Source organism: Plantactinospora endophytica, from assembly GCF_016862915.1.
Classification (GTDB): domain Bacteria; phylum Actinomycetota; class Actinomycetes; order Mycobacteriales; family Micromonosporaceae; genus Plantactinospora; species Plantactinospora endophytica.
In genome coordinates this window covers 88,891-107,160 of record NZ_BONW01000005.1, presented here as the reverse complement: position 1 = coordinate 107,160, position 18,270 = coordinate 88,891, and the positions used below count along the sequence as shown (strand labels likewise).

General features: G+C 71.2%; 23 protein-coding genes. 13 read left to right on the top strand and 10 right to left on the bottom strand.

What is annotated here, in order from left to right; translation table 11 throughout:
- Window positions 1–42 precede the first annotated feature (42 nt).
- The 5 genes from Pen02_RS07890 to Pen02_RS07870 all read right to left on the bottom strand — a co-directional run bounded on the left by Pen02_RS07890 (window position 43) and on the right by Pen02_RS07870 (window position 6,738).
- On the bottom strand, window positions 43–2,430 hold the full coding sequence (locus tag Pen02_RS07890; RefSeq protein ID WP_203865277.1) for a polyribonucleotide nucleotidyltransferase: 2,388 nt from the start codon (window positions 2,428–2,430) through the stop codon (window positions 43–45).
- 311 nt (window positions 2,431–2,741) lie between these two features.
- Entirely contained in the window at window positions 2,742–3,011 is a 270-nt protein-coding gene (gene rpsO / locus Pen02_RS07885) for a 30S ribosomal protein S15 (RefSeq protein WP_091553995.1), read from the bottom strand.
- A gap of 229 nt (window positions 3,012–3,240) precedes the next feature.
- On the bottom strand, window positions 3,241–4,185 hold the full coding sequence (locus Pen02_RS07880) for a bifunctional riboflavin kinase/FAD synthetase (protein WP_203865276.1): 945 nt from the start codon (window positions 4,183–4,185) through the stop codon (window positions 3,241–3,243).
- 81 nt (window positions 4,186–4,266) lie between these two features.
- On the bottom strand, window positions 4,267–5,193 hold the full coding sequence (truB, locus tag Pen02_RS07875) for a tRNA pseudouridine(55) synthase TruB (RefSeq protein ID WP_203865275.1): 927 nt from the start codon (window positions 5,191–5,193) through the stop codon (window positions 4,267–4,269).
- A 219-nt stretch (window positions 5,194–5,412) separates the two neighbouring features.
- Window positions 5,413–6,738, bottom strand: a complete 1,326-nt coding sequence (locus Pen02_RS07870; RefSeq protein WP_203865274.1) for an MATE family efflux transporter — start codon at window positions 6,736–6,738, stop codon at window positions 5,413–5,415.
- A 410-nt stretch (window positions 6,739–7,148) separates the two neighbouring features.
- On the opposite strand from Pen02_RS07870, the gene Pen02_RS07865 reads away from it, so the two are divergent.
- From Pen02_RS07865 to Pen02_RS07855, 3 genes are all read left to right on the top strand, one after another.
- Window positions 7,149–7,685, top strand: coding sequence for a hypothetical protein (locus tag Pen02_RS07865; protein ID WP_203865273.1), 537 nt, complete (start codon window positions 7,149–7,151; stop codon window positions 7,683–7,685).
- Window positions 7,682–8,350 carry a DUF4352 domain-containing protein gene (locus Pen02_RS07860; protein WP_203865272.1) on the top strand — a complete coding sequence of 223 codons (669 nt, stop codon included), beginning with the start codon at window positions 7,682–7,684 and terminating at the stop codon, window positions 8,348–8,350. The genes Pen02_RS07865 and Pen02_RS07860 overlap by 4 nt, the downstream gene beginning before the upstream one ends.
- Before the next feature lie 614 nt (window positions 8,351–8,964).
- Entirely contained in the window at window positions 8,965–9,453 is a 489-nt protein-coding gene (locus Pen02_RS07855) for a hypothetical protein (protein ID WP_203865271.1), read from the top strand.
- Here the strand turns inward: Pen02_RS07855 and Pen02_RS07850 are convergent.
- The 5 genes from Pen02_RS07850 to Pen02_RS07830 all read right to left on the bottom strand — a co-directional run bounded on the left by Pen02_RS07850 (window position 9,429) and on the right by Pen02_RS07830 (window position 13,623).
- Window positions 9,429–10,967 (bottom strand): hypothetical protein, encoded by a 1,539-nt coding sequence (locus Pen02_RS07850; protein ID WP_203865270.1) that lies wholly within the window; start codon window positions 10,965–10,967, stop codon window positions 9,429–9,431. The genes Pen02_RS07855 and Pen02_RS07850 overlap by 25 nt on opposite strands.
- Before the next feature lie 100 nt (window positions 10,968–11,067).
- Window positions 11,068–11,922, bottom strand: a complete 855-nt coding sequence (locus Pen02_RS07845; RefSeq protein WP_203865269.1) for a hypothetical protein — start codon at window positions 11,920–11,922, stop codon at window positions 11,068–11,070.
- Complete coding sequence (locus Pen02_RS07840) at window positions 11,919–13,139, bottom strand: hypothetical protein (RefSeq protein ID WP_203865268.1); 1,221 nt, start codon at window positions 13,137–13,139, stop codon at window positions 11,919–11,921. The genes Pen02_RS07845 and Pen02_RS07840 overlap by 4 nt, the downstream gene beginning before the upstream one ends.
- Window positions 13,136–13,396 (bottom strand): hypothetical protein, encoded by a 261-nt coding sequence (locus Pen02_RS07835; protein ID WP_203865267.1) that lies wholly within the window; start codon window positions 13,394–13,396, stop codon window positions 13,136–13,138. The genes Pen02_RS07840 and Pen02_RS07835 overlap by 4 nt, the downstream gene beginning before the upstream one ends.
- Window positions 13,396–13,623, bottom strand: a complete 228-nt coding sequence (locus tag Pen02_RS07830) for a DivIVA domain-containing protein (protein WP_372445583.1) — start codon at window positions 13,621–13,623, stop codon at window positions 13,396–13,398. Before Pen02_RS07830 ends, Pen02_RS07835 begins: the two co-directional genes overlap by 1 nt.
- Before the next feature lie 370 nt (window positions 13,624–13,993).
- Between Pen02_RS07830 and Pen02_RS07825 the strand changes: the two genes are divergently transcribed.
- From Pen02_RS07825 to Pen02_RS07780, 10 genes are all read left to right on the top strand, one after another.
- Window positions 13,994–14,212, top strand: a complete 219-nt coding sequence (locus tag Pen02_RS07825; RefSeq protein ID WP_203865265.1) for a winged helix-turn-helix domain-containing protein — start codon at window positions 13,994–13,996, stop codon at window positions 14,210–14,212.
- A gap of 157 nt (window positions 14,213–14,369) precedes the next feature.
- Complete coding sequence (locus Pen02_RS07820; RefSeq protein WP_203865264.1) at window positions 14,370–14,633, top strand: hypothetical protein; 264 nt, start codon at window positions 14,370–14,372, stop codon at window positions 14,631–14,633.
- Window positions 14,634–14,669: 36 nt separating this feature from the next.
- Window positions 14,670–14,927, top strand: a complete 258-nt coding sequence (locus Pen02_RS07815) for a hypothetical protein (RefSeq protein WP_203865263.1) — start codon at window positions 14,670–14,672, stop codon at window positions 14,925–14,927.
- Window positions 14,927–15,598, top strand: coding sequence for a hypothetical protein (locus Pen02_RS07810; RefSeq protein ID WP_203865262.1), 672 nt, complete (start codon window positions 14,927–14,929; stop codon window positions 15,596–15,598). The genes Pen02_RS07815 and Pen02_RS07810 overlap by 1 nt, the downstream gene beginning before the upstream one ends.
- The gene (locus Pen02_RS07805) at window positions 15,582–16,022 is read left to right on the top strand and encodes a hypothetical protein (RefSeq protein ID WP_203865261.1); all 441 of its coding nucleotides are present in this window, start codon (window positions 15,582–15,584) and stop codon (window positions 16,020–16,022) included. The genes Pen02_RS07810 and Pen02_RS07805 overlap by 17 nt, the downstream gene beginning before the upstream one ends.
- A gap of 200 nt (window positions 16,023–16,222) precedes the next feature.
- Entirely contained in the window at window positions 16,223–16,441 is a 219-nt protein-coding gene (locus Pen02_RS07800) for a winged helix-turn-helix domain-containing protein (protein WP_203865260.1), read from the top strand.
- Window positions 16,442–16,603: 162 nt separating this feature from the next.
- The gene (locus tag Pen02_RS07795; RefSeq protein WP_203865259.1) at window positions 16,604–16,867 is read left to right on the top strand and encodes a hypothetical protein; all 264 of its coding nucleotides are present in this window, start codon (window positions 16,604–16,606) and stop codon (window positions 16,865–16,867) included.
- Window positions 16,868–16,882: 15 nt separating this feature from the next.
- Window positions 16,883–17,143 (top strand): hypothetical protein, encoded by a 261-nt coding sequence (locus Pen02_RS07790; protein WP_203865258.1) that lies wholly within the window; start codon window positions 16,883–16,885, stop codon window positions 17,141–17,143.
- Between the two features lie 8 nt (window positions 17,144–17,151).
- Complete coding sequence (locus Pen02_RS07785) at window positions 17,152–17,847, top strand: hypothetical protein (RefSeq protein ID WP_203865257.1); 696 nt, start codon at window positions 17,152–17,154, stop codon at window positions 17,845–17,847.
- Window positions 17,795–18,223: a hypothetical protein gene (locus Pen02_RS07780; protein WP_239140220.1), complete on the top strand. Its 429-nt coding sequence runs from the start codon at window positions 17,795–17,797 to the stop codon at window positions 18,221–18,223. Before Pen02_RS07785 ends, Pen02_RS07780 begins: the two co-directional genes overlap by 53 nt.
- Window positions 18,224–18,270: the final 47 nt, after the last annotated feature.

Genomic DNA, 18,270 nt, shown 5'->3' with positions numbered 1-18,270 from the left:
CGCGCCGGCCTGTGCGGACACAGGCCAGCGCGGCGCGGTCGATCAGCTGTGCCGGTTGCGTCGGCGGCGCGGCTCGCCGCCACCACCCTCGCCGCCCTCGCCGCCTTCGCGGTCGCCCCGGGCCGGGCCACGGTCGCCCCGGTCCCGGTCGCTGCGGTCGCGCGGTCCCCGGTCGCCCCGGTCCCGGCCGGCCGGCCGCTCGCCACCGGCCGCCTCGGCCGGTGCCTCCTCGCCCTCCGGCCGCACCTTGTCCAGGTAGATCTTGCCCCGGGCGTCGATGTCGGCGATCTGCACCTCGATCTTGTCACCGACGTTGAGGAAGTCCTCGACCCGCTCGACCCGCTTGCCGTCGCCCACCTTGGAGATGTGCAGCAGGCCGTCCCGTCCGGGCAGCAGCGAGACGAACGCCCCGAACGCGGCGGTCTTCACCACCGTGCCGAGGAACTTGTCGCCGACCTTCGGCAGCGTCGGGTTCGCGATCGCGTTGATCCGCTCGACCGCGGCCTCGGCCGACGGGCCGTTGGTCGCGCCGACGTAGATGGTGCCGTCGTCCTCGATCGAGATCTCGGCGCCGGTCTCGTCCTGGATGGCGTTGATGGTCTGGCCCTTCGGCCCGATCACCATGCCGATCTTGTCGACCGGGATCTTCACCGTGGTGACCCGGGGCGCGTAGTCCGACATCGTGGCCGGACCCTCGATCGCGTCCTGCATCACCCCGAGGATGACCTGCCGCGCCTCGTACGCCTGCTGCAACGCCGCCGCCAGCACGTCCGACGGGATGCCGTCGAGCTTGGTGTCGAGCTGGAGCGCGGTGACGAAGTCCTTGGTGCCGGCGACCTTGAAGTCCATGTCGCCGAAGGCGTCCTCGGCACCGAGGATGTCGGTGAGCGTCACGTACTGCGTCTTGCCGTCGACCTCGTCAGAGATCAGGCCCATCGCGATGCCGGCGACCGGCGCCTTCAGCGGCACACCGGCGCTCAGCAGCGCCAGCGTCGAGGCGCAGACCGAACCCATCGAGGTCGAGCCGTTCGAGCCGAGCGCCTCGGAGACCTGGCGGATCGCGTACGGGAACTCCTCGCGGCTGGGCAGCACCGGGATCAGTGCCCGCTCGGCCAGCGCACCGTGCCCGATCTCGCGCCGCTTCGGCGCACCGACCCGGCCGGTCTCACCGGTCGAGTACGGCGGGAAGTTGTAGTTGTGCATGTAGCGCTTGGTCTTCTCCGGGGAGAGGGTGTCCAGCGCCTGCTCCATCCGGAGCATGTTCAGCGTGGTGACGCCGAGGATCTGCGTCTCGCCGCGCTCGAAGAGCGCCGACCCGTGCACCCGGGGCAGCACCGCGATCTCGGCGGTCAGCGGCCGGATGTCGCGCGGCCCCCGCCCGTCCATCCGGACCTGCTCGCGGAGCACCCGGGCGCGTACCTCGGACTTGTTCAGCGAGCGGAACGCCGCGCTGACCTCCTTCTCCCGGCCCTCGAAGGTCGGGGCGAGCTGCTCGACGACCCGGTCCTTGATCCGGTCGAGAGCCTCTTCGCGGTCCGCCTTGCCGGCGATCTTCAGCGCCTCGGCGACCTCGCCACGGGCCGCTCCGGCGACCGCCTCGTAGACGTCGTCGTTGTAGTCGAGGAAGACCGGGAAGTCGGCGACCGGCTTGGCGGCCACCTCGGCCAGCTCGCTCTGCGCCCGGCACAGCTCCCGGATGGCCGGCTTCGCGGCCTCCAGGCCGCTCGCCACGACCTCCTCGGTAGGTGCCGGGGCGCCACCGGCGACCAGCGCGACGGTGTGGTCGGTGGCCTCCGCCTCGACCATCATGATCGCGACGTCGCCGTCCGGCAGGGACCGGCCGGCCACCACCATGTCGAAGGTGGCCCGGGACAGCTCCTCGATGGTCGGGAAGGCGACCCACTGGCCGTCCACGTGCGCCATCCGGGTCGCCCCGATCGGGCCGGAGAACGGCAGGCCGGAGAGCTTGGTGGAGAGCGACGCGGCGTTGATCGCGACCACGTCGTACGGGTGCTGCGGGTCGAGCGCCAGCACGGTCTCGACGACCTGTACCTCGTTGCGCAGGCCCTTCACGAACGACGGGCGCAGCGGCCGGTCGATCAGCCGGCAGGTGAGGATGGCGTCCTCGCTGGGCCGCCCCTCGCGGCGGAAGAACGAGCCGGGGATCCGGCCCGCCGCGTACATCCGCTCCTCGACGTCGACGGTGAGCGGGAAGAAGTCGAACTGCTCCTTCGGGTGCTTGCTCGCGGTGGTCGCGGAGAGGACCACGGTCTCGCCGAGCTGGGCGAGTACGGAGCCGGCGGCCTGCCGGGCGAGCCGCCCGGTGGAGAAGGTGATCTCACGGGTGCCGAACGACCCGTTGTCGATCACGGCGGTACGGTGTTGCGCGCCCAGCGTGGCGGCGCTGTTGGGGTTGGACGTTTCGGTCATGGTGCGGTAGCACTCCTTCGATCGGGGGCCCGCGCTGCCCTCCGCGCCGGTGTCCGCCGGTGCGGGACCGTGGCCAGAGGAGCTGCCCGGACAACCGGTCTTCGATCGAAGCGCCCGGGGCGCCGGAACGTGCCGGCCGGCCCGGGGGCCACTACCGAGGACCGGTGCGTCGACCGGCTCCCCATCGGGTGGTCGCGCTGGCCCCTGGTTATGGGTGTGGCGAGGTGGGCGGGTGGAGCGGCTGCCCGTCGGTGCCGTCGGCGGCTCGGTGCCGCCGCGCCGTCACCGGGACGGCCGCTCCCCCGCTCAGATCACCGCCGCAGGCCGAGCCGCTCGATGAGCGACCGGTAGCGGTTGATGTCCTTCTTCTGCATGTAGTTCAGCAGCCGCCGACGACGACCCACCAGCAGCAGCAGACCACGACGGCTGTGGTGGTCGTGCTTGTGCACCTTGAGGTGCTCGGTGAGGTCGGCGATCCGCTTGGTCAGCACCGCGACCTGCACCTCGGGCGACCCGGTGTCACCCTCGACGGTCGCGTACTCCTGGCGGATCTTGGCCTTGGCTTCCTGGTCGAGCGCCATGTCTCCCTGTTCCTGGATTGTCGTGTCCGCCCGGGCCGGTCGGTGGACCGGGCCGGGGCGACCTCGCACCCGCGGCGTCGTGCAGGCACGCGAGGCCACGCCGGTAACCCGACGTCCCCGTCAGGTTACCAGCCCGTTCCGGGCCGGCCGAGTCAAGGGCACGCGGGACCTGGCCGGGTCGGGCCGGCCGATCCGATCTTCCCTGGTCGGAAGGCTGGGCCCCGGTCCGTCAGGCCAGCGCCGCCCGGGTCTGCGCGACGTCCGCCGCGATCTGCGCCACCAGCGGCTCGATGCCGTCGTAACTGCGCATCTCCCGCAGGTACGCCACGAAGTCGAGGGCGAGCCGCTCACCGTAGAGATCGCCGGAGAAGTCCAGCACGTACGCCTCGATCCGGCGCTCACGGCCAGAGAATGTCGGATTTGTGCCAATCGACACTGCGGCGGGCAGCCGTTCGGCGCCCTGTCCCGCCCGACCGCCCCGGCGGATCAGCCAGGCCGCGTAGATCCCGTCGGCCGGCACCGCCGCGTACCGGTGGCAGAGCAGGTTGGCGGTCGGGAAGCCGATCTCCCGCCCCCGCTGGTCGCCCCGGACCACCACCCCCTCCAGCCGGTGCGGCCGGCCCAGTGCCGCAGCGGCGGCGGTCACGTCACCGGCGGCCACGCAGGCCCGGATGTAGGTGGACGAGTAGACGGTGTCGGCGTCGGCGACCAGCGGCGCCGCCTCGACGGCGAAGCCGAAGGTGCGGCCCAGCCGCTCCAGCAGCGCCACGTCGCCGGCCGCCCGGTGGCCGAACCGGAAGTTCTCCCCCACCACCACCAGCGCGGCGTGCAACTGCTCGACGAGTACGTCGTGCACGAACGCCTCCGGCGAGAGCCGGGAGAAGTCCGGGGTGAACGGCACCACGCAGAGTACGTCCACCCCGAGCGCCTCGATCAACTCCGCCTTGCGGGCCTGCTCGGTGAGTACCGCCGGATGTGACCCGGCCCGGACCACCTCGGCCGGGTGCGGGTCGAAGGTGACCACCACTGACTGCACGCCCATGTCCCGGGCGCGCTTCACCGCGTGTCCGATGGTCGTCTGGTGCCCCTGGTGAATTCCGTCGAAGACCCCGATGGTGACCACCGACCGGCCCCAGCCGACCGGCGCCCCGTGGTACCCCCGCCACCGCTGCATTCCTGGCTCTCTTCCTTCCGTGCCGTCGTTGCCCCGCGTGCCCGCCCTGTCCGACGCCCCGTCGCACCGCCGCGTTGCCGCTCAGGCCGGGGCGAGCACGATCTCCGCCCGCGCCCGCCCGTCCCGGTCGCTGACGATAGCGATCAGACCGCCCTCCGGGCCGAAGACCGCGTACGGACCGGTGATGCCGGCCGGGTCCAGCGGGCCGCCGTGCGAGAGCACCTTCGCCTCGTCGGCGCTGGCCGTCCGCTGCGGGAAGAACCGTCGGGCTGCCGCCTCGACGCCCAGGTTGACCACCTCGGGGGCCCGTTCCTCCAACTCCGGCAGGGTCGCCGCCTCGGCGAGGGTGAACCCGCCGACGGCGGTACGCCGCAGCGCCGTCAGGTGCCCGCCGACCCCGAGCGCGGCGCCGAGGTCCCGGGCCAGTGCCCGGATGTACGTGCCGGACGAGCAGTCCACCGCCACGTCCACGTCCACCACCGCCAGCCCGTCGGTGCCCGCCGTCCCGTCAGCAGTGGGCGTCGGGACGTCGAGGCGGCGGATGGCGAGCAGGTCGAGCCGGGAGACGGTGACCCGGCGCGCGGCCAGGGCGACCTGCTCGCCGTCGCGTACCCGCTTGTAGGCCCGCTGCCCGTCGATCTTGATCGCGCTGACCGCGCTGGGTACCTGGTCGATCTCGCCGGTCAGCGGGGCGAGCCCGGCGGCGACGGCCTCGTCGGGAACGTGCCCGGCCGGGGTGGCCGCCACCACCTCGCCCTCCGCGTCGTCGGTCACCATCGACTGGCCGAGCCGGATCGTCGCCGTGTAGCTCTTGCCGGCCCCGATCACGTACGTCAGCAGCCGGGTCGCCCGGCCGACCCCGATCACCAGTACTCCGGTGGCCATCGGATCCAGCGTGCCGCCGTGCCCGACCCTGCGCGTCCGGGCCAGCCGGCGGATCCGCGCCACCACGTCGTGCGACGTCATGCCGCCGGGCTTGTCGACCACGATCAGACCGTCAGGGTTCACGGGATACCAGCGTGCCAGAGGCCGGTGCCGGTCCGGCGCGCGGCGTCAGCGGGTGACGCCGGACGCCCGATCCCCGCACGGGTCGACGGGTGACGTCGGGGACCGGGGTGGTGGAGCGGCACGGGCACGATCACCGTCGGCGGAGGAGTGGAGGCTTGGAGGCTTGCCCGCTCGGCCAGCGGGCGCGGCGTCCAGCAGCCGCTGATGGTCCGGCGGGTGTCACCGGGTGGCGCCGAGTACGGCCCAGCGGCCGGAGCGCATCCGGAACAGCAGCCCCACCAGCCGGGCCACGATGAAGAGGGTGAGCCCGGCCCAGATGCCGCCGAGGCCGAGATCGAGGGCGGAGGTGAGCCAGATCGCCGGCAGGAAGACCCCGAACCCACTGACCACGGTCAGGTTGCGCAGGAAGCGGACGTCGCCGGCACCGATCAACACTCCGTCGAGCGCGAAGACCACCCCGGCCAGCGGCTGCATCCCGACGAACCACGGCCAGGCGACCATGGCCTGTTCGCGTACGTGTGGGTCGTCGCTGAACCAGGCCGGCACGATCCCGGCGCCCACACCGATGAGCACGGCGAAGCCGACGCCGCAGATGCCGCCGTAGATCGCGATCCGCCGGCCCAGCAGCCGGGCGCTGGCCGCGTCGCCGGCACCGAGCGCCGCGCCGACCAGGGCCTGCGCGGCGATGGCCAGCGCGTCGAGCAGCAGCGCGGTGAAGAACCAGAGTTGCAGCGCGATCTGGTGGGCGCCGACCGCCGCCACCCCGAACCGGGCCGCCACGGTGGTCGCGGAGAGGAAACTGGCCTGAAAGGCGGCACCCCGGATCAGCAGGTCCCGGCTGAGCACCAGTTGCCGACCGATGACCCGGGGCCGGGGAGCCAACGGCACCCGCTCGGCGACCAGCGCGCCCGCGAAGAGCAGCCCGGAGAGGGTCTGCGCGACCGCGTTGGCGATCGCCGAGCCCGCCAGCCCGAGCCCGGCCGGATAGACCAGCAGCGGGCAGAGCAGCGCGGAGAGCAGGTTGGGGCCGAGCACGAACCAGAGCGGCCGGCGGGTGTCCTGCACGCCGCGCATCCAGCCGTTGCCGGCCGCCGCGAGCAGCAGCCCGGGGGCGCCGATCACCGCGATCCGCAGCCAGAGTGCCGCGCCGTCGGCCACCTCGGGGGATCCGGGTCCGGCGACGGTACGCGCCAGCGGGCCGGCCGCGAACTGCATGGCGACCGCGAGCAGCAGTCCGGCGCCGAGGGCGAGCCAGGACGACTGCACGCCCTCGGCCACGGCGGCGGTCCGGTCGCCGTACCCGAAACGGCGGGCCGCCCGCCCGGTGGTGCCGTACGCGGTGACCGTGCCGATCCAGACGACCAGGGTCATCACCGGTCCGCCGACGGCGAGCGCGGCCAGCGGTACCGACCCGAGGTGCCCGAGCACGGCGGTGTCGACCAGCACGTAGAGCGGCTCGGCGGCCAGCACCACCAGGGCTGGCAGGGCCAGGCCGAAAATCCGCCGCGCGGAGGCGTCGACCGGCCCGGACGACCGGGTGGCCACCGAGGGCTGGCCGGACTCCGACGACTGACCGGACCCCGACGACTGACCGGACCCCGACAACTGGCCGGGCTCCGACGGCCGGCCAGTTCCTGGCGGTTGTCGGCTCTCCGGCCGTTGCCGGCCTTCCGGCGCCGGGGCGGCTTCCGGGGTCGGGCGGGCTTCCGGGGTCGGGACGGCGGGCTGGCTCATCGCGGACGATCCTGACACGGCGACGGTAAGGAACGCAAGGCAGATCATCACTTACCCACTTAGGGTCGGGAGGGTGCGGATCCGTTCCGCCGGTCCCGCGTCGCACTGGCCGGATCAGCGACCAGTGCCTATGCTCCGAAGCCGTGTCGAACCACGGCGGGGGGCCGGGCGCGGGCCGATCGGGACTTGGTGCCCGACTGCTGGCCATTCCATTGCGCTGGTTGGGAGTAAGCACGGGCGTGGCCGGGCTCGCCGCATCCGGCCTGTTCGGCGGGCTGGATCCGGTGGCGAAGCCGGAGGCGCCGCCGGTCGAGGTGGGCAAGGTGGTCGACGGCGGGCCGTGGGACGTGACGGTCACCGGCAGCCGGCTGGTCGGCGAACTGCCGGGCCTGACCCTCGGCGACGGCCGGCGCTGGTTCGCGGTACTGGCGACCGTCGAGAACACCGACGACGAGAGCCGGGACGACTTCGGCGACACCGTCTCGCTCACCGGTGTCGACGGGCTCGCCACGGAGAAGCCGAGGTACGTCCTGGTGCTCCGCGACGCCAGCCGGCCGAAGTACCTGAACCCGGGCCTGCCGGAGAAGCTGGCGTTCCTCTGGGAGCAGGAGGCCGGCCAGCCGGTGCCGACGCGGGTACGGGTGCAGGTCTGGGGCAAGACGTACCGCCTCGACTCGATCGGCAACACGATGGAGTGGCTCGACCCCGAACGCCGCGCCGAGATCGAGGTGCCGGTGGAGGACCGGCGGGCCGGATGAGCACGCCTGCCGAGCACCCGGATCCCGAGTCCGTCGCGAGTCACCGGGCGCCGCCCGGCCCGGTGCAGCGGCTGGGCAGCCGGGCCGGCGTGGGTACCCTGCTCGTCGCGGCCCTGGCCGTCGGCGGCGCCATCGCCAACTGGCGGCCGGTCAACGGCGGCGGTTCCGGCGAGCGCGAGCGGCCGTTCGTGCAGGTGGGCCAGATCGGCGAGCCGGTCTCGACGCGGCTCTTCGACGCGGCCGTACTCGAGGTGCGGGGCACCGCCAAGGTGGTCGCCACCGGCCTGCCGCACGACACCGCGGGGGTCTGGCTGGTCCTGCGGATCCGGCTGGTCGCCCGGGACGAGCCGACCACCATCGGGTACGCGGCACTGCGGGACCAACGCGGCCGGGAATACCGGGCCACCACCCGGTTCGGGCAGGCGCTGGTCAGCGCCGGCCGGCTCCTGCAACCGGGGGTACCGGTCGAGGCCGAGGTCGCCTTCGAGGTGCCCCGGGACGCGGCGACCCGGCTCTCCGTCCGCTTCGCCGAACAGCAGATCGACCGACGGATGGACGAGATGGCCGAGATCCCGCTGCCTCCGGTGGACCAGGCGACCGTTGACCGTTGGGCGAGCGATCCGAAACCGGTGAAGCTGGCTGCTCCCCGGGTGGTGGAGCCGTGACCCAGCCACCACCACCGGTGCCGTACGCGCCACGGCCGGACCCGTCCGCCTCGCCGCCGGCCCCGCCACCGCAGGCGGACGCACTCGCCCCTCCGCCGCGCTGGACCGGCCCGGACACGGTGATCCTGCGGTACGCCGAGGTCGACACCGCGCTCCTCCCGGTGGTCGACGCCCCCCGACCCGCTCCGCCCTCCGCCCCGCGACCCGGCTCGGCGCCGCCCCCGACCACGGCACCACCGGTCTCTCCGCCGTCCCCGGCCACGGCTCCGCCGACCTCCCCGCCCACCGCGCCGCCTTCCACGCCTGTCGCACCGCAGCCCGCGCCCGTCACGCCGCCGCCTGTGCATGCCGCACCGACCGTCGCGCTGCCCGTCGCGCCGAGCGCCGTTCCTGCCGCACCGACCGCCGCGCCTGTCGCACTGAGCGGCGCGCCTGTCGCACCGAGCAGCGTCGCCGCAGCGGCGCCGTCCGCCGCGCCAAGCCTTCCCTGGGCCGGCGGGTCCGATCCCGTCTCCGTCGGCTCCACAGCCGACCCTGCTGTCTCCACATCGGACGGACCGGGAACGCCCAGCCGTCCGGTCGGCTGGTGGCGGCGCAACCGCTGGGGACTGCTGTTGCTGATACCGGTGATGGCGCTGGCGCTCGCGCCGGGGGTCAGGGACGGCTACCAGCAGTACTCCCGGGCGGAGGACCGGCAGCCGGTCACCGCCGGAGCCGACGGCTGGGTGAGCTTCTCCGGTGCCCGGATCCGCCTCGTCGAGGTGGTCGAGACCACCGTCCCCGGGTACGGCAACCGGCCCTTCACCCTGCCGCCCGGCGTACGGGCCTGGCGGGCCACCCTGGCGATCGAACTCTCCGGCCCCGAGGCACTGCTCGGCTGCCGGCCGCAACTGGAGGACCGGGACGGTCGGCTGTTCAGCGCCGATCCGGCCGAGCTGTTCAACGCCCGGGTACCGCGTACCGGCTGCCGCCCGGACGACGAGACACAGCGGTCGTTCGAGGCGGTCGCGTACTTCGTGCTGCCCCGATCGGCCACCCCGGTCGCGCTGCGGATCACCCAGGCGAGTGCGATGCCGCGCTACGCCCAGTTCCCCATCGGCTGACCGTCCCCGAACGGCGCCTCGGCCGAGGCATCGCCCGACGTTCCGTCCGACGCCTCGCCGGACGTGTCGGACGGGGTCGGCGGCTGTATCCGGAGTACCCGGTCGACGGCGGCACCGAGCAGGCAGGCCAGTATCACCGTGCCGAACGCGTCGTTGAGCAGCGCCAGTGGCCCGGACAGCGGCACCCACACCGCCGCCAGGTCCTGCCCGCCGATGAGCAGCCGCTCCGCCTCCCACAGCCACTCGCGGGCGGTCTGCGCCAGCAGGAAGGCCAGGCAGAAGAAGAGCATCGGGGCCAGACCGGCGCGGGCGATCAGCCGGAAGCTGTGCACCATCGGCGTGAACCGCTCCCGCAGGTCGCCGCCGAGATTCGCCCCGACGGCGCGTACCGGTCGGGGCATCGCCCGCCACCGCCGGGCGGCCCGCTCCATCAGGTCGGCGGGCGACGGTGCCGGCGGGGCGAGCCGATGGCCGTACACCACCGCGCCGACGGCCAGCCAGGCCAGCGGTACGACCACGGCCACCTGCACCGAGCCGGCCGCGCCGGCCAGGAACGCCCCGCCGGCCCGGACCGGCCCGGCCAGTGGCCCGAGCTGGTCCACCACCGTGTGCCAGGAGTCCAGCAGCCAGACGACGATGCGGCGGTCCTGGAGCCATTGCAGCGCCGGTTCCTGCGCCTGGGCGACCGTTGCGGCGACGATGGAGATCCAGATGACCTCGACGTACGCGCCGGGGATGCCGAGCCAGCCCATCCGGGACCGCTCCTGCCATCTGCTCAACAGCCAGCGCAGTACGACCGCGACGGCGACGACCGCCACGATCGTGCCGGTGAGACTGAGCGGAATGCGGCGCTCGGCGTTCTCGGCGACCTTGGCGGGGTCGGTGAAGATGGTGGCGTCGGCGAGGTAGGTGTCGGCGAAGAGCCGGTAGAGATATTCGGCCATGTCCTCCTGGAGGTATCCCCAGGAGGCGTAGACGGCGAGGAACGGCACGAGCGCGCTGCCCAGATGATCGAGGAGCGACCTGCGGCGACGCGGCCGGCCACCCGCCACCGCCGCCGTTCCCGTCTCTGTTCCCGTCTCCGAATCATTTCCCGTAGCCGGTGCGGTTGTCGGGGTCCGTGCGGTTGCCGGGGCTGGTGCGGTTGTCGGGGCCGGGTCGCTCGGCGGGGCCGGGTCGTCAGTTGTGGCTGCCAGCCAGGGCAGTGACGGGCGCAGGGCGCGCAGCATCAGTACCAGGGCGGTCAGGGTGGCGATCGGGCCGAGGATGACCACCAGCAGTCCGAGTACGCCATTGATTTTGCTGGCCTGCACCGCGCCCAGTACGACGAACTCCCGCACCGCCGCTCCGGCGAAGAAGAGCGCGAACAGCACCGGCCAGTGCCGGACGAACAGCCGCAACGAGGTGCCGAGTACGGCGACCGCCTCCACCAGCGCCGCCCCGACCGTACGGCGACGGCGTGGTGGGCGGGTTCCCGGCTGCGGAGCCGCCGTCGTCGTGTCCGAGCCGATCACGGGCCACAGGGTACCGCCGGTCGTACGCCGTGTGGTGCCGCTCGTCGATGAACCGGGACTGGCGGCCGGCACCGGTTCCGGATTCCTGCCGCCCGATGACTCATCCTGGCTGGAGGCCGAGGTCGGTGAGCGCGGCCGAGAGGGTCGACGCGGTGGCCAGGTGCCGGACGAGACCGTCCCGCTCCCGCAGGTGGAGTTGACAGGTGACACCGCCGTAGTGGACGGCGACCGGCTGCCCGGGATGTTCTCGGGCGAGACGTCGGAGCAACGGCGTCGGATCGTCGACAGTGACCGGTCGCAGTGTCTGCGGGACCGCGATCGGCTCGGTCGGATCGGCGGGTACGCGGCCGGCGATCGCGTTTTCGAGGTATTCGAGGCAGAACGCCGTCGCCGCCTCCGGGGTGTGCCCGGTGGGCGGTTCGGCGGGCGCGACCGGCAGCCCGGGCACGCTGACGGTGACGTCCCACCTGTCACCCTGGACGAGGCGGGGATCTCCGGCGTTGCGGCTGTGGTCGGTGACGGTGATGGTGACCGCCAGCCGCAGGCCGAGCACGAGTCGGACGAGTTCGGCCAGGGCCGGAACGTCGGGTCGGATGGCGCCGACGAGGAGCCGGGCGCCGGGCTGCCCCCGCCCGACGCGGTGCAGGTAGCAGGTCAGAGGATCGGCACCGGCGTACGGCAGGGTGACGATGCCGTACCGGAGATCCTGGTCGAGGGAACTGCCGCCGTCGAGTTCGGTCAGGTCCTCCGGGCGTACCCCGAAAATGCCGGCCTGGTCGCCGAGCCGGTAGTTGTCGGGAAGCTGGTGCACCGGCCGGCCGCCGGGCTCCGTGGCGACCAGCGGCGCCGGCACCGCCTCCCCCGGCCGCCAGGTCAGGTGTACGACCCGGCTCGCCAGATCGGTGACGGTGACGTTCAGCCCGTCGTGGATCCGTCGGCTGTCCCCACAGGTCATGCAGCGCAGCGTGGACGGGCTGCGGCCGGCGCCGGCACAGAACTCGCAGTCCGGATCGGCAGGTCGACCGGCCAGCGTGCAGGAGCAGGCCCGCAGCCGACTGTGCGGGTCGCAGTCGCGGCAGTCGACGTACCCGATGGGTGGTCCGGTGCCGGCGGCTGCCACCCACGCCGCAGGACGACTGCCTGGCGGCACGCGATCTGGCCGGTGCTCCGCTCGACGAACGTCTCGGTGGTGCCGGCGGTCCGCAGGCTGGTGTGCCACCAGCGACCGTCCCGCCAGACCGCCTGGGCGCCGGCCGTCGCCGCCCCGGTGGCCACGTCGGTGCAGTCGGCGACGATCCGGCGTTCGAGCTGGTCGAGGTCGACGCTCGGCGCCTGCGGACACTCCCGGTCGCGCCCGGCAAGATAGTGCGCGGGTGCGGCGCGACCGCGTTCGATCAGGCCGTACATGGCGTCGTGCAGCGTGGTGGCCGCGATTGCGCCGGGCAGGTCGTCAGCCCAGCCATGCGCCTCGGCCGGCACCGCACCGCCCGGGATCTCGTAGCGGATGCTCCAGGACAGGTCGTCGGCATGGCTGTGGCGGCGACGGGCCTCGACCACCAGGTCCAGATAGAGCAGGTCGGCGAGCCGGCACCACCGGCCCAGGTCGGCGGCGAGGTCCCGGGGCGGGTCGACGGCGGTACGTCCGAGCAGGAGATACCACGGCCAGCCGCTCTCGGCCGCGATCGCCGCCGCCTCCAGGGCGCGGCGGGTCGGCTCCGGCAGGCCCGGCTTCCACCTTCGGGGCAGGAACACCACCGGCCCGTCCGGCGACCGGTTCGGCATCCGCACGTCGCGCCACGAGCCGGCGCCGACCGCTGCCGCGAGTTCCCTGACCAGCGGCGCCAGCGGCAGGTGCCAGTCGCCGCCGCCGGGCCACGGGGCCGGTTCCACCACCCCGGGTACGACGTTCGCCGACGCCACCGCCCCGGTGTCCACGTTCGCCATCGTGAGCACGAGCTGGGCCCGCCGCCGGCCGGTCTGCCCGCAGGGGCGGCACGGCCGGGCCACCCTGCCGACGCCCTGGCAGAGCTGACAGTCCCGGTATGCCGTACCGTCCCCGGGCCGGTCGCCCTCGACGAAGAGCCGATCCCCGTCGTAGGTGCAGACGCAGGTGTCGACGGTGAACGTCAGCCCGTCGCAGGCCCGACAGACCACCACCGGTACCCCGGTCACCGGTCCGACTCCACGACCGCGCAGGGCGCCTCGTGCTCGGCCCGCAGCGCGCAGCGGTGACCACCGGACAGGAGCCGGTCACAGAACAGTCGGGAGTGCACACTCTGGTCGTCCTCCGGGGACACCGTGGCCTCGGCCGGGTCCACCTCCGGCAGCCGGCCGAGCACCCGGGCCAGCATCCGGGCGTACTGCCGGGCCTCAGCCCGGTCCGGCGCCGTGAACGGAACGTGTACGACGAAGCGGCTCGGCCCGGCCATCAGCGCCCGGCCAGCTCGTGCGGCGACGCCACCTGCCCGGACCGCCGGCGCCGCAACGCGTCCGTGATCCGGGCGTTCTGTTCCCGGGTACGCGCCAGCTCGGCATATGCCCAGGCCAGGTCGCCGGCCACCCGGTCCAGAAACACCCTCACCTCGGCCGGATCGACGCCACGGCGACCGCGCCTGACCGGGGTGAACCGGCGAGCCCGCACCTGCGACGGCCACATCGGCCGATACGCCGCCGACCGGTGATCCGCCGCCTCTGGCGGCCATGGTCGTTCGGGCTCGATCTCCAATAGCTGGCGAAGCAGGGGACGCACGACATCACCAACCTCTCCTTGACTCGTCAGGACATCCACACATGGCGGCCAGTGGTGCATGGCCGGGTGTGGGGTCGGGACGGACAACCCGAAGAAAAGTCGTCCGCCCCGACCAGGAGGTGCGAGAGCAGCAGGTTGGAGACCAAGGAGCACTCGCAGGGACGAACCTAAGCGAACTAGTTCGCTTAAGTCAAGCCAACTAGTTCGCTGTACCGCGAACTTGCTGACTGAACTACGGCCGTGATCTGATGGCGGGCGGAGACCAAGGAGTGCACCGATGCCTGCCACCAAATGGGAGAAGCTCGCCGATCACATCCGCAGCCAGATCAAGGCTGGGGAGTTGAAGCCCGGCGACAAGCTGCCCTCGACCGCCCAACTGAAGGCCGAACACAACGTCTCGGATGCGGTGATCCGCTACGCCATGCACGCGCTTCGGACCGAAGGTCTGGTCCAGAGCGTGCACGGCGTCGGCGTCTTCGTCGCGGAAGGCAGGTAGCAGACGGATCAGCCCGAGCCGAGTCGGCGGGGCTGCACAGACCCATGCTCTCGGATAGTGTTCGGTCGACCACGCGAGCGTGACGGCCGAACGGTTGGCCGCCCGGGATGCTCAACCTCCGACCGTCCCGCCGCAGCCGGCACTCGGGGAGGATCGCATGGCCAGCATCGAGGAAGTCAAAGCCGCGCTCGTCCAGGCCGCCGACCAGGGAAACAACACCCTCAACCAGATTCGGTCAGCGATCGAGAACACCGAACAGGTCCTCACCCGACTCAGGGCCGTCGCCGCCGGTACCGGCCATCCCAAGATCGCCGAAGCTATAGGCCGCGCCGAGCAGACGAAGCAGCGCCTGGTCGAGGCGGCGACGATGATCCAGGGCAGCGCCACCGCCGCCCGCGAATACGCCAGCGTGCTCGGCTGATCCGATCGACTCTGCGAGAGACTCGGGACGAACCTGATGGACATCACCGGAGTTAAGGCGACCATCAGCCGAGGCGACCAGGCAGCCCAGGACGGCGGGGCCTTGATGCAGGGTGTCCAGGGCCAGATCGAAGAGGCTCGGTTGCTGACTGCCACGACCGCGCACGACAGTGCACACAGCGAGGTCGAGGCAGCCACGACGAGGCTGCATGAGGCGTTGAGGGAGTCCTCGCGGGTCATCGAGCTGCTGCGATCCGGCGGAGATTCCGCAAGCGACTACGCGTCGAGGCTCTGATGGCCAGCACCTCGGTTGGCGATGTTGTGGCCCAGTTCCGCACCGTCATCGGCCTGATCGACGAGACGGCCGTGACTGCCAAGCGCGCCGAGGAAGAAGCGAGACAGGCGCAGGCCGCCTACACCGAAGCGTCCCAGGGCACCGACAACCGGTCGATGCGGAAGGCGGTCGTAGACACCAGGACTGCCGCGGAAAAGGCCGGCAAGACCGCGCGGCTCCTATCCGAGGCCGCCGAACACCTCACCGCCTACGTCAACATAATCGCTCCGGGCACCGTGTCACCCCGCGCGTCTGCACCGGAAGCGATGCCGGATGGCGAGCGCGCGACGGCCGAGGCGATAAACCGCCGGACCCGCGCCGCCAGTTTCCTCGACCGCACCGCGAAGCGCGCCGACGACGTCAAGGATGCCGTCACCGAGACCACGAAGGCGGTCGAGGAGGGCACCAAGATTGCCTTACGGCACATCAAAGAGGACCGTCCGCCCTCCGGTGGTCCTGCTTCCACGACAACCCCGACCACTCCATCAAGCCCCGTCCAACCACCGCCGGCACACGAGGCGGTCTCGGCGACTGTAGTAGCCGCCCTAGGCGCCGCGCTGGTCGGCAGGGCCACCATCAACTACCTCAAAAGACGGCTGCGGACAGGGAAGCAAGATGATGATAAGAGATAACGTGGTCGGGTTCGCGCGGACTCTGATCAAGGGCGACTTCGAGGCGAACGACGAATACGAGCGCAGGCTGGATGCCGAAGGATGGGATGGTTGGCCGGCGCTACTGAGCGCGCTCTTCTTCCTGGCCATCGAACGACGTTTCGAGGGAACATACGACGAAGCTGAGGTCATCAAGTTCGTCGCCGACCTTCGGGCTGGGACGGTTGACGGCCCAGGTCCAATCGATCCCTCCGAGGCGGAGTCATTGATCAGGGCAGTGTTCGACGAGTCGGTACAGCTCGACATGAGTCCAGAGGCGATGGGTCAGGTGCAGACCCTGGTGGCGTACACGATCCTCAGCAGAGAAGGGCTGTCCGACGACGCTCTGGACGAGGTTCTCGCCGAGGCCAAGCAGTTGGCAGAGGAACAGGCCAGCAGACAGTAGAACGTTCGTTGCACGACATCTCCCCGAGTCGGCTCACATCATGACGGCACCGGACTACTGGGCATAGCTCCGGTCTGCGGCACGCGCTCTGCCGCAGCCACGCCACCACCCGGTGCCACCCTGCTTGCTCGATCGCCTACTGGGCCGGTGCGGCGCGCGTCAGACGGATTCGAGAACCGCCGCCCAGGAAGAAACAACTCATGGTCACGCCGAACTACCAGCGTGTCGCCGACGACCTGCGCGAACAGATCAAGTCCGGAGCGCTCGGTCCAGGCGACAAACTGCCGTCCACGGCCCAACTGCAAGCCAGCTACGGCGTCGGCAACAACGCCGTACACATGGCGATCGTCCTGCTGAAGTCCGAGGGGTTGGTCTACGGCCACCAGGGCAAGGGCGTCTTCGTGACCGAGGCGAAGTAACGGTCAGGCCAGCTAGGACCGATAGCGATCGGCGGGGCTGCGTCGCCCGCCCGTCTCGGATAGTGTTCGCTCGACCACGCGAGCGTGACGGCCGGGTGCTTGGCCGCCCGGGATGCTCAACCTCCGACCGTCCCGCCGCAGCCGGCACTCGGGGAGGATCGCATGGCCAGCATCGAGGAAGTCAAAGCCGCGCTCGTCCAGGCCGCCGACCAGGGAAACAACACCCTCAACCAGATTCGGTCAGCGATCGAGAACACCGAACAGGTCCTCACCCGACTCAGGGCCGTCGCCGCCGGTACCGGCCATCCCAAGATCGCCGAAGCCATCCACCGCGCCGAGCAGACAAAGCAGCGCCTGATCGAGGCGGCGACGATGATCCAAGGCAGCGCCGCCGCCGCCCGCGAATACACCAGCGTGCTGGGCTGAAACAGGGACAACGCGGTGAACATCGGCGCAGTCAAACGCACCATCCGCGAGGGCAATCATGCGGCACGACAAACCAAGCAAGTCCTGGAGCGGGTAGCCGGCGAAGCAGCCGCTGCGGAGCGGCTCGCCAGGCTGACGGTTCACGACAGCGCGAACGACGATGCGAAGGCCGGGCTGGCGATCCTTGCCGGTCTCGATCGTGAGGTCGAGCTGACAATCCGGCGGGTTGACGCCGCCGTCGAACACGCCGATACCTATCTCCACGCCCTCGGATGACCGGAGGCATGGCTGACGTTGTAGCCCAGCTCCTCGACCTACGGAAGCGCCTTGCCGCCTCTGCGGTCACTGCCATGCGCGCAAACGCTCACGCCGAACAGAGCCAGCGGCACTATCACGAGGCAGCGCAGGGCACCGAGCGCACGCAGCTTGAGGAAGCAATCACCGACATCCAGACGGCCGGTGAGAAATCAGCCAGGATCGCCCGCCTGCTGGACAAGGCGCGGAAACACTTCGAGGATTACCTCGACACCATCGCTCCTGGTTCGATCCCCGATCATGACGTAGTCGACGGCGCCATGCCGTCGGGCGAACGCGTCCTCGGGGAGAGCGAGCAGCGCTCGGACAGCGCCCCAGGCGTCGGCGCATTCATGAGGAGGATGAGCCGGAACGTCGAGAGCCTGCAGGATGCGGGCAAGAGTGCGACCGAAGTAGCTCAGACGACGATAAAGATCCTCAAGGGCCCTCTCAAACCGCCAGGTACCCAGTGTACGAGCACAGCCAAGCCGCCGCCGTCCTCTTCGCCCGCACAACAGAAGATTGACGCCCCGGAGGCAGCAGGCCATCTCGTCGCCATCGGTGTGATAGTCAGCGTCACCATGTATAGATCAAGCCAGCTGATACGCAAAGGAATAGCGAGGTTCCGGGCACGTGGACACGAGAAGAGAACTGAGCGACCTGATCCGGGCGATGGCCCGACGTGACTGGGAACGGGCCGACTCTCTGCTGGAGCAACTGGACCAGGTCGGCTGGTCCGGCGGGTCACAGGTCATCGGCGCAGCCTTCGCACTCGCCGTCGATCGACGCTTCCGGGGGAAGGATCTACAGTATGTCGCCGAGTTCGTGCGGGAGACGCGGTCGCGCTACCAGGACGGGTCCGACCTTCCCGCTCTTGCGATGGAGGGCATGATCCGTGCGGTACTCGGGGAGACCCACCTCGTAGATGACATAGCGCCGGATGTCGCCTTCTCTGTCCAGATCGCGATTCTCGGAACACTGCTGCAAGACGAGAATCTTGACGACCCGCAACTTGAACTCTTCATTCGACAGGTCGAGCAAACAGCCGCAGAATACATGTGATGCGGCCCGAGTCCGACCCGACGAACTCGACACCGACCAGACGAAGA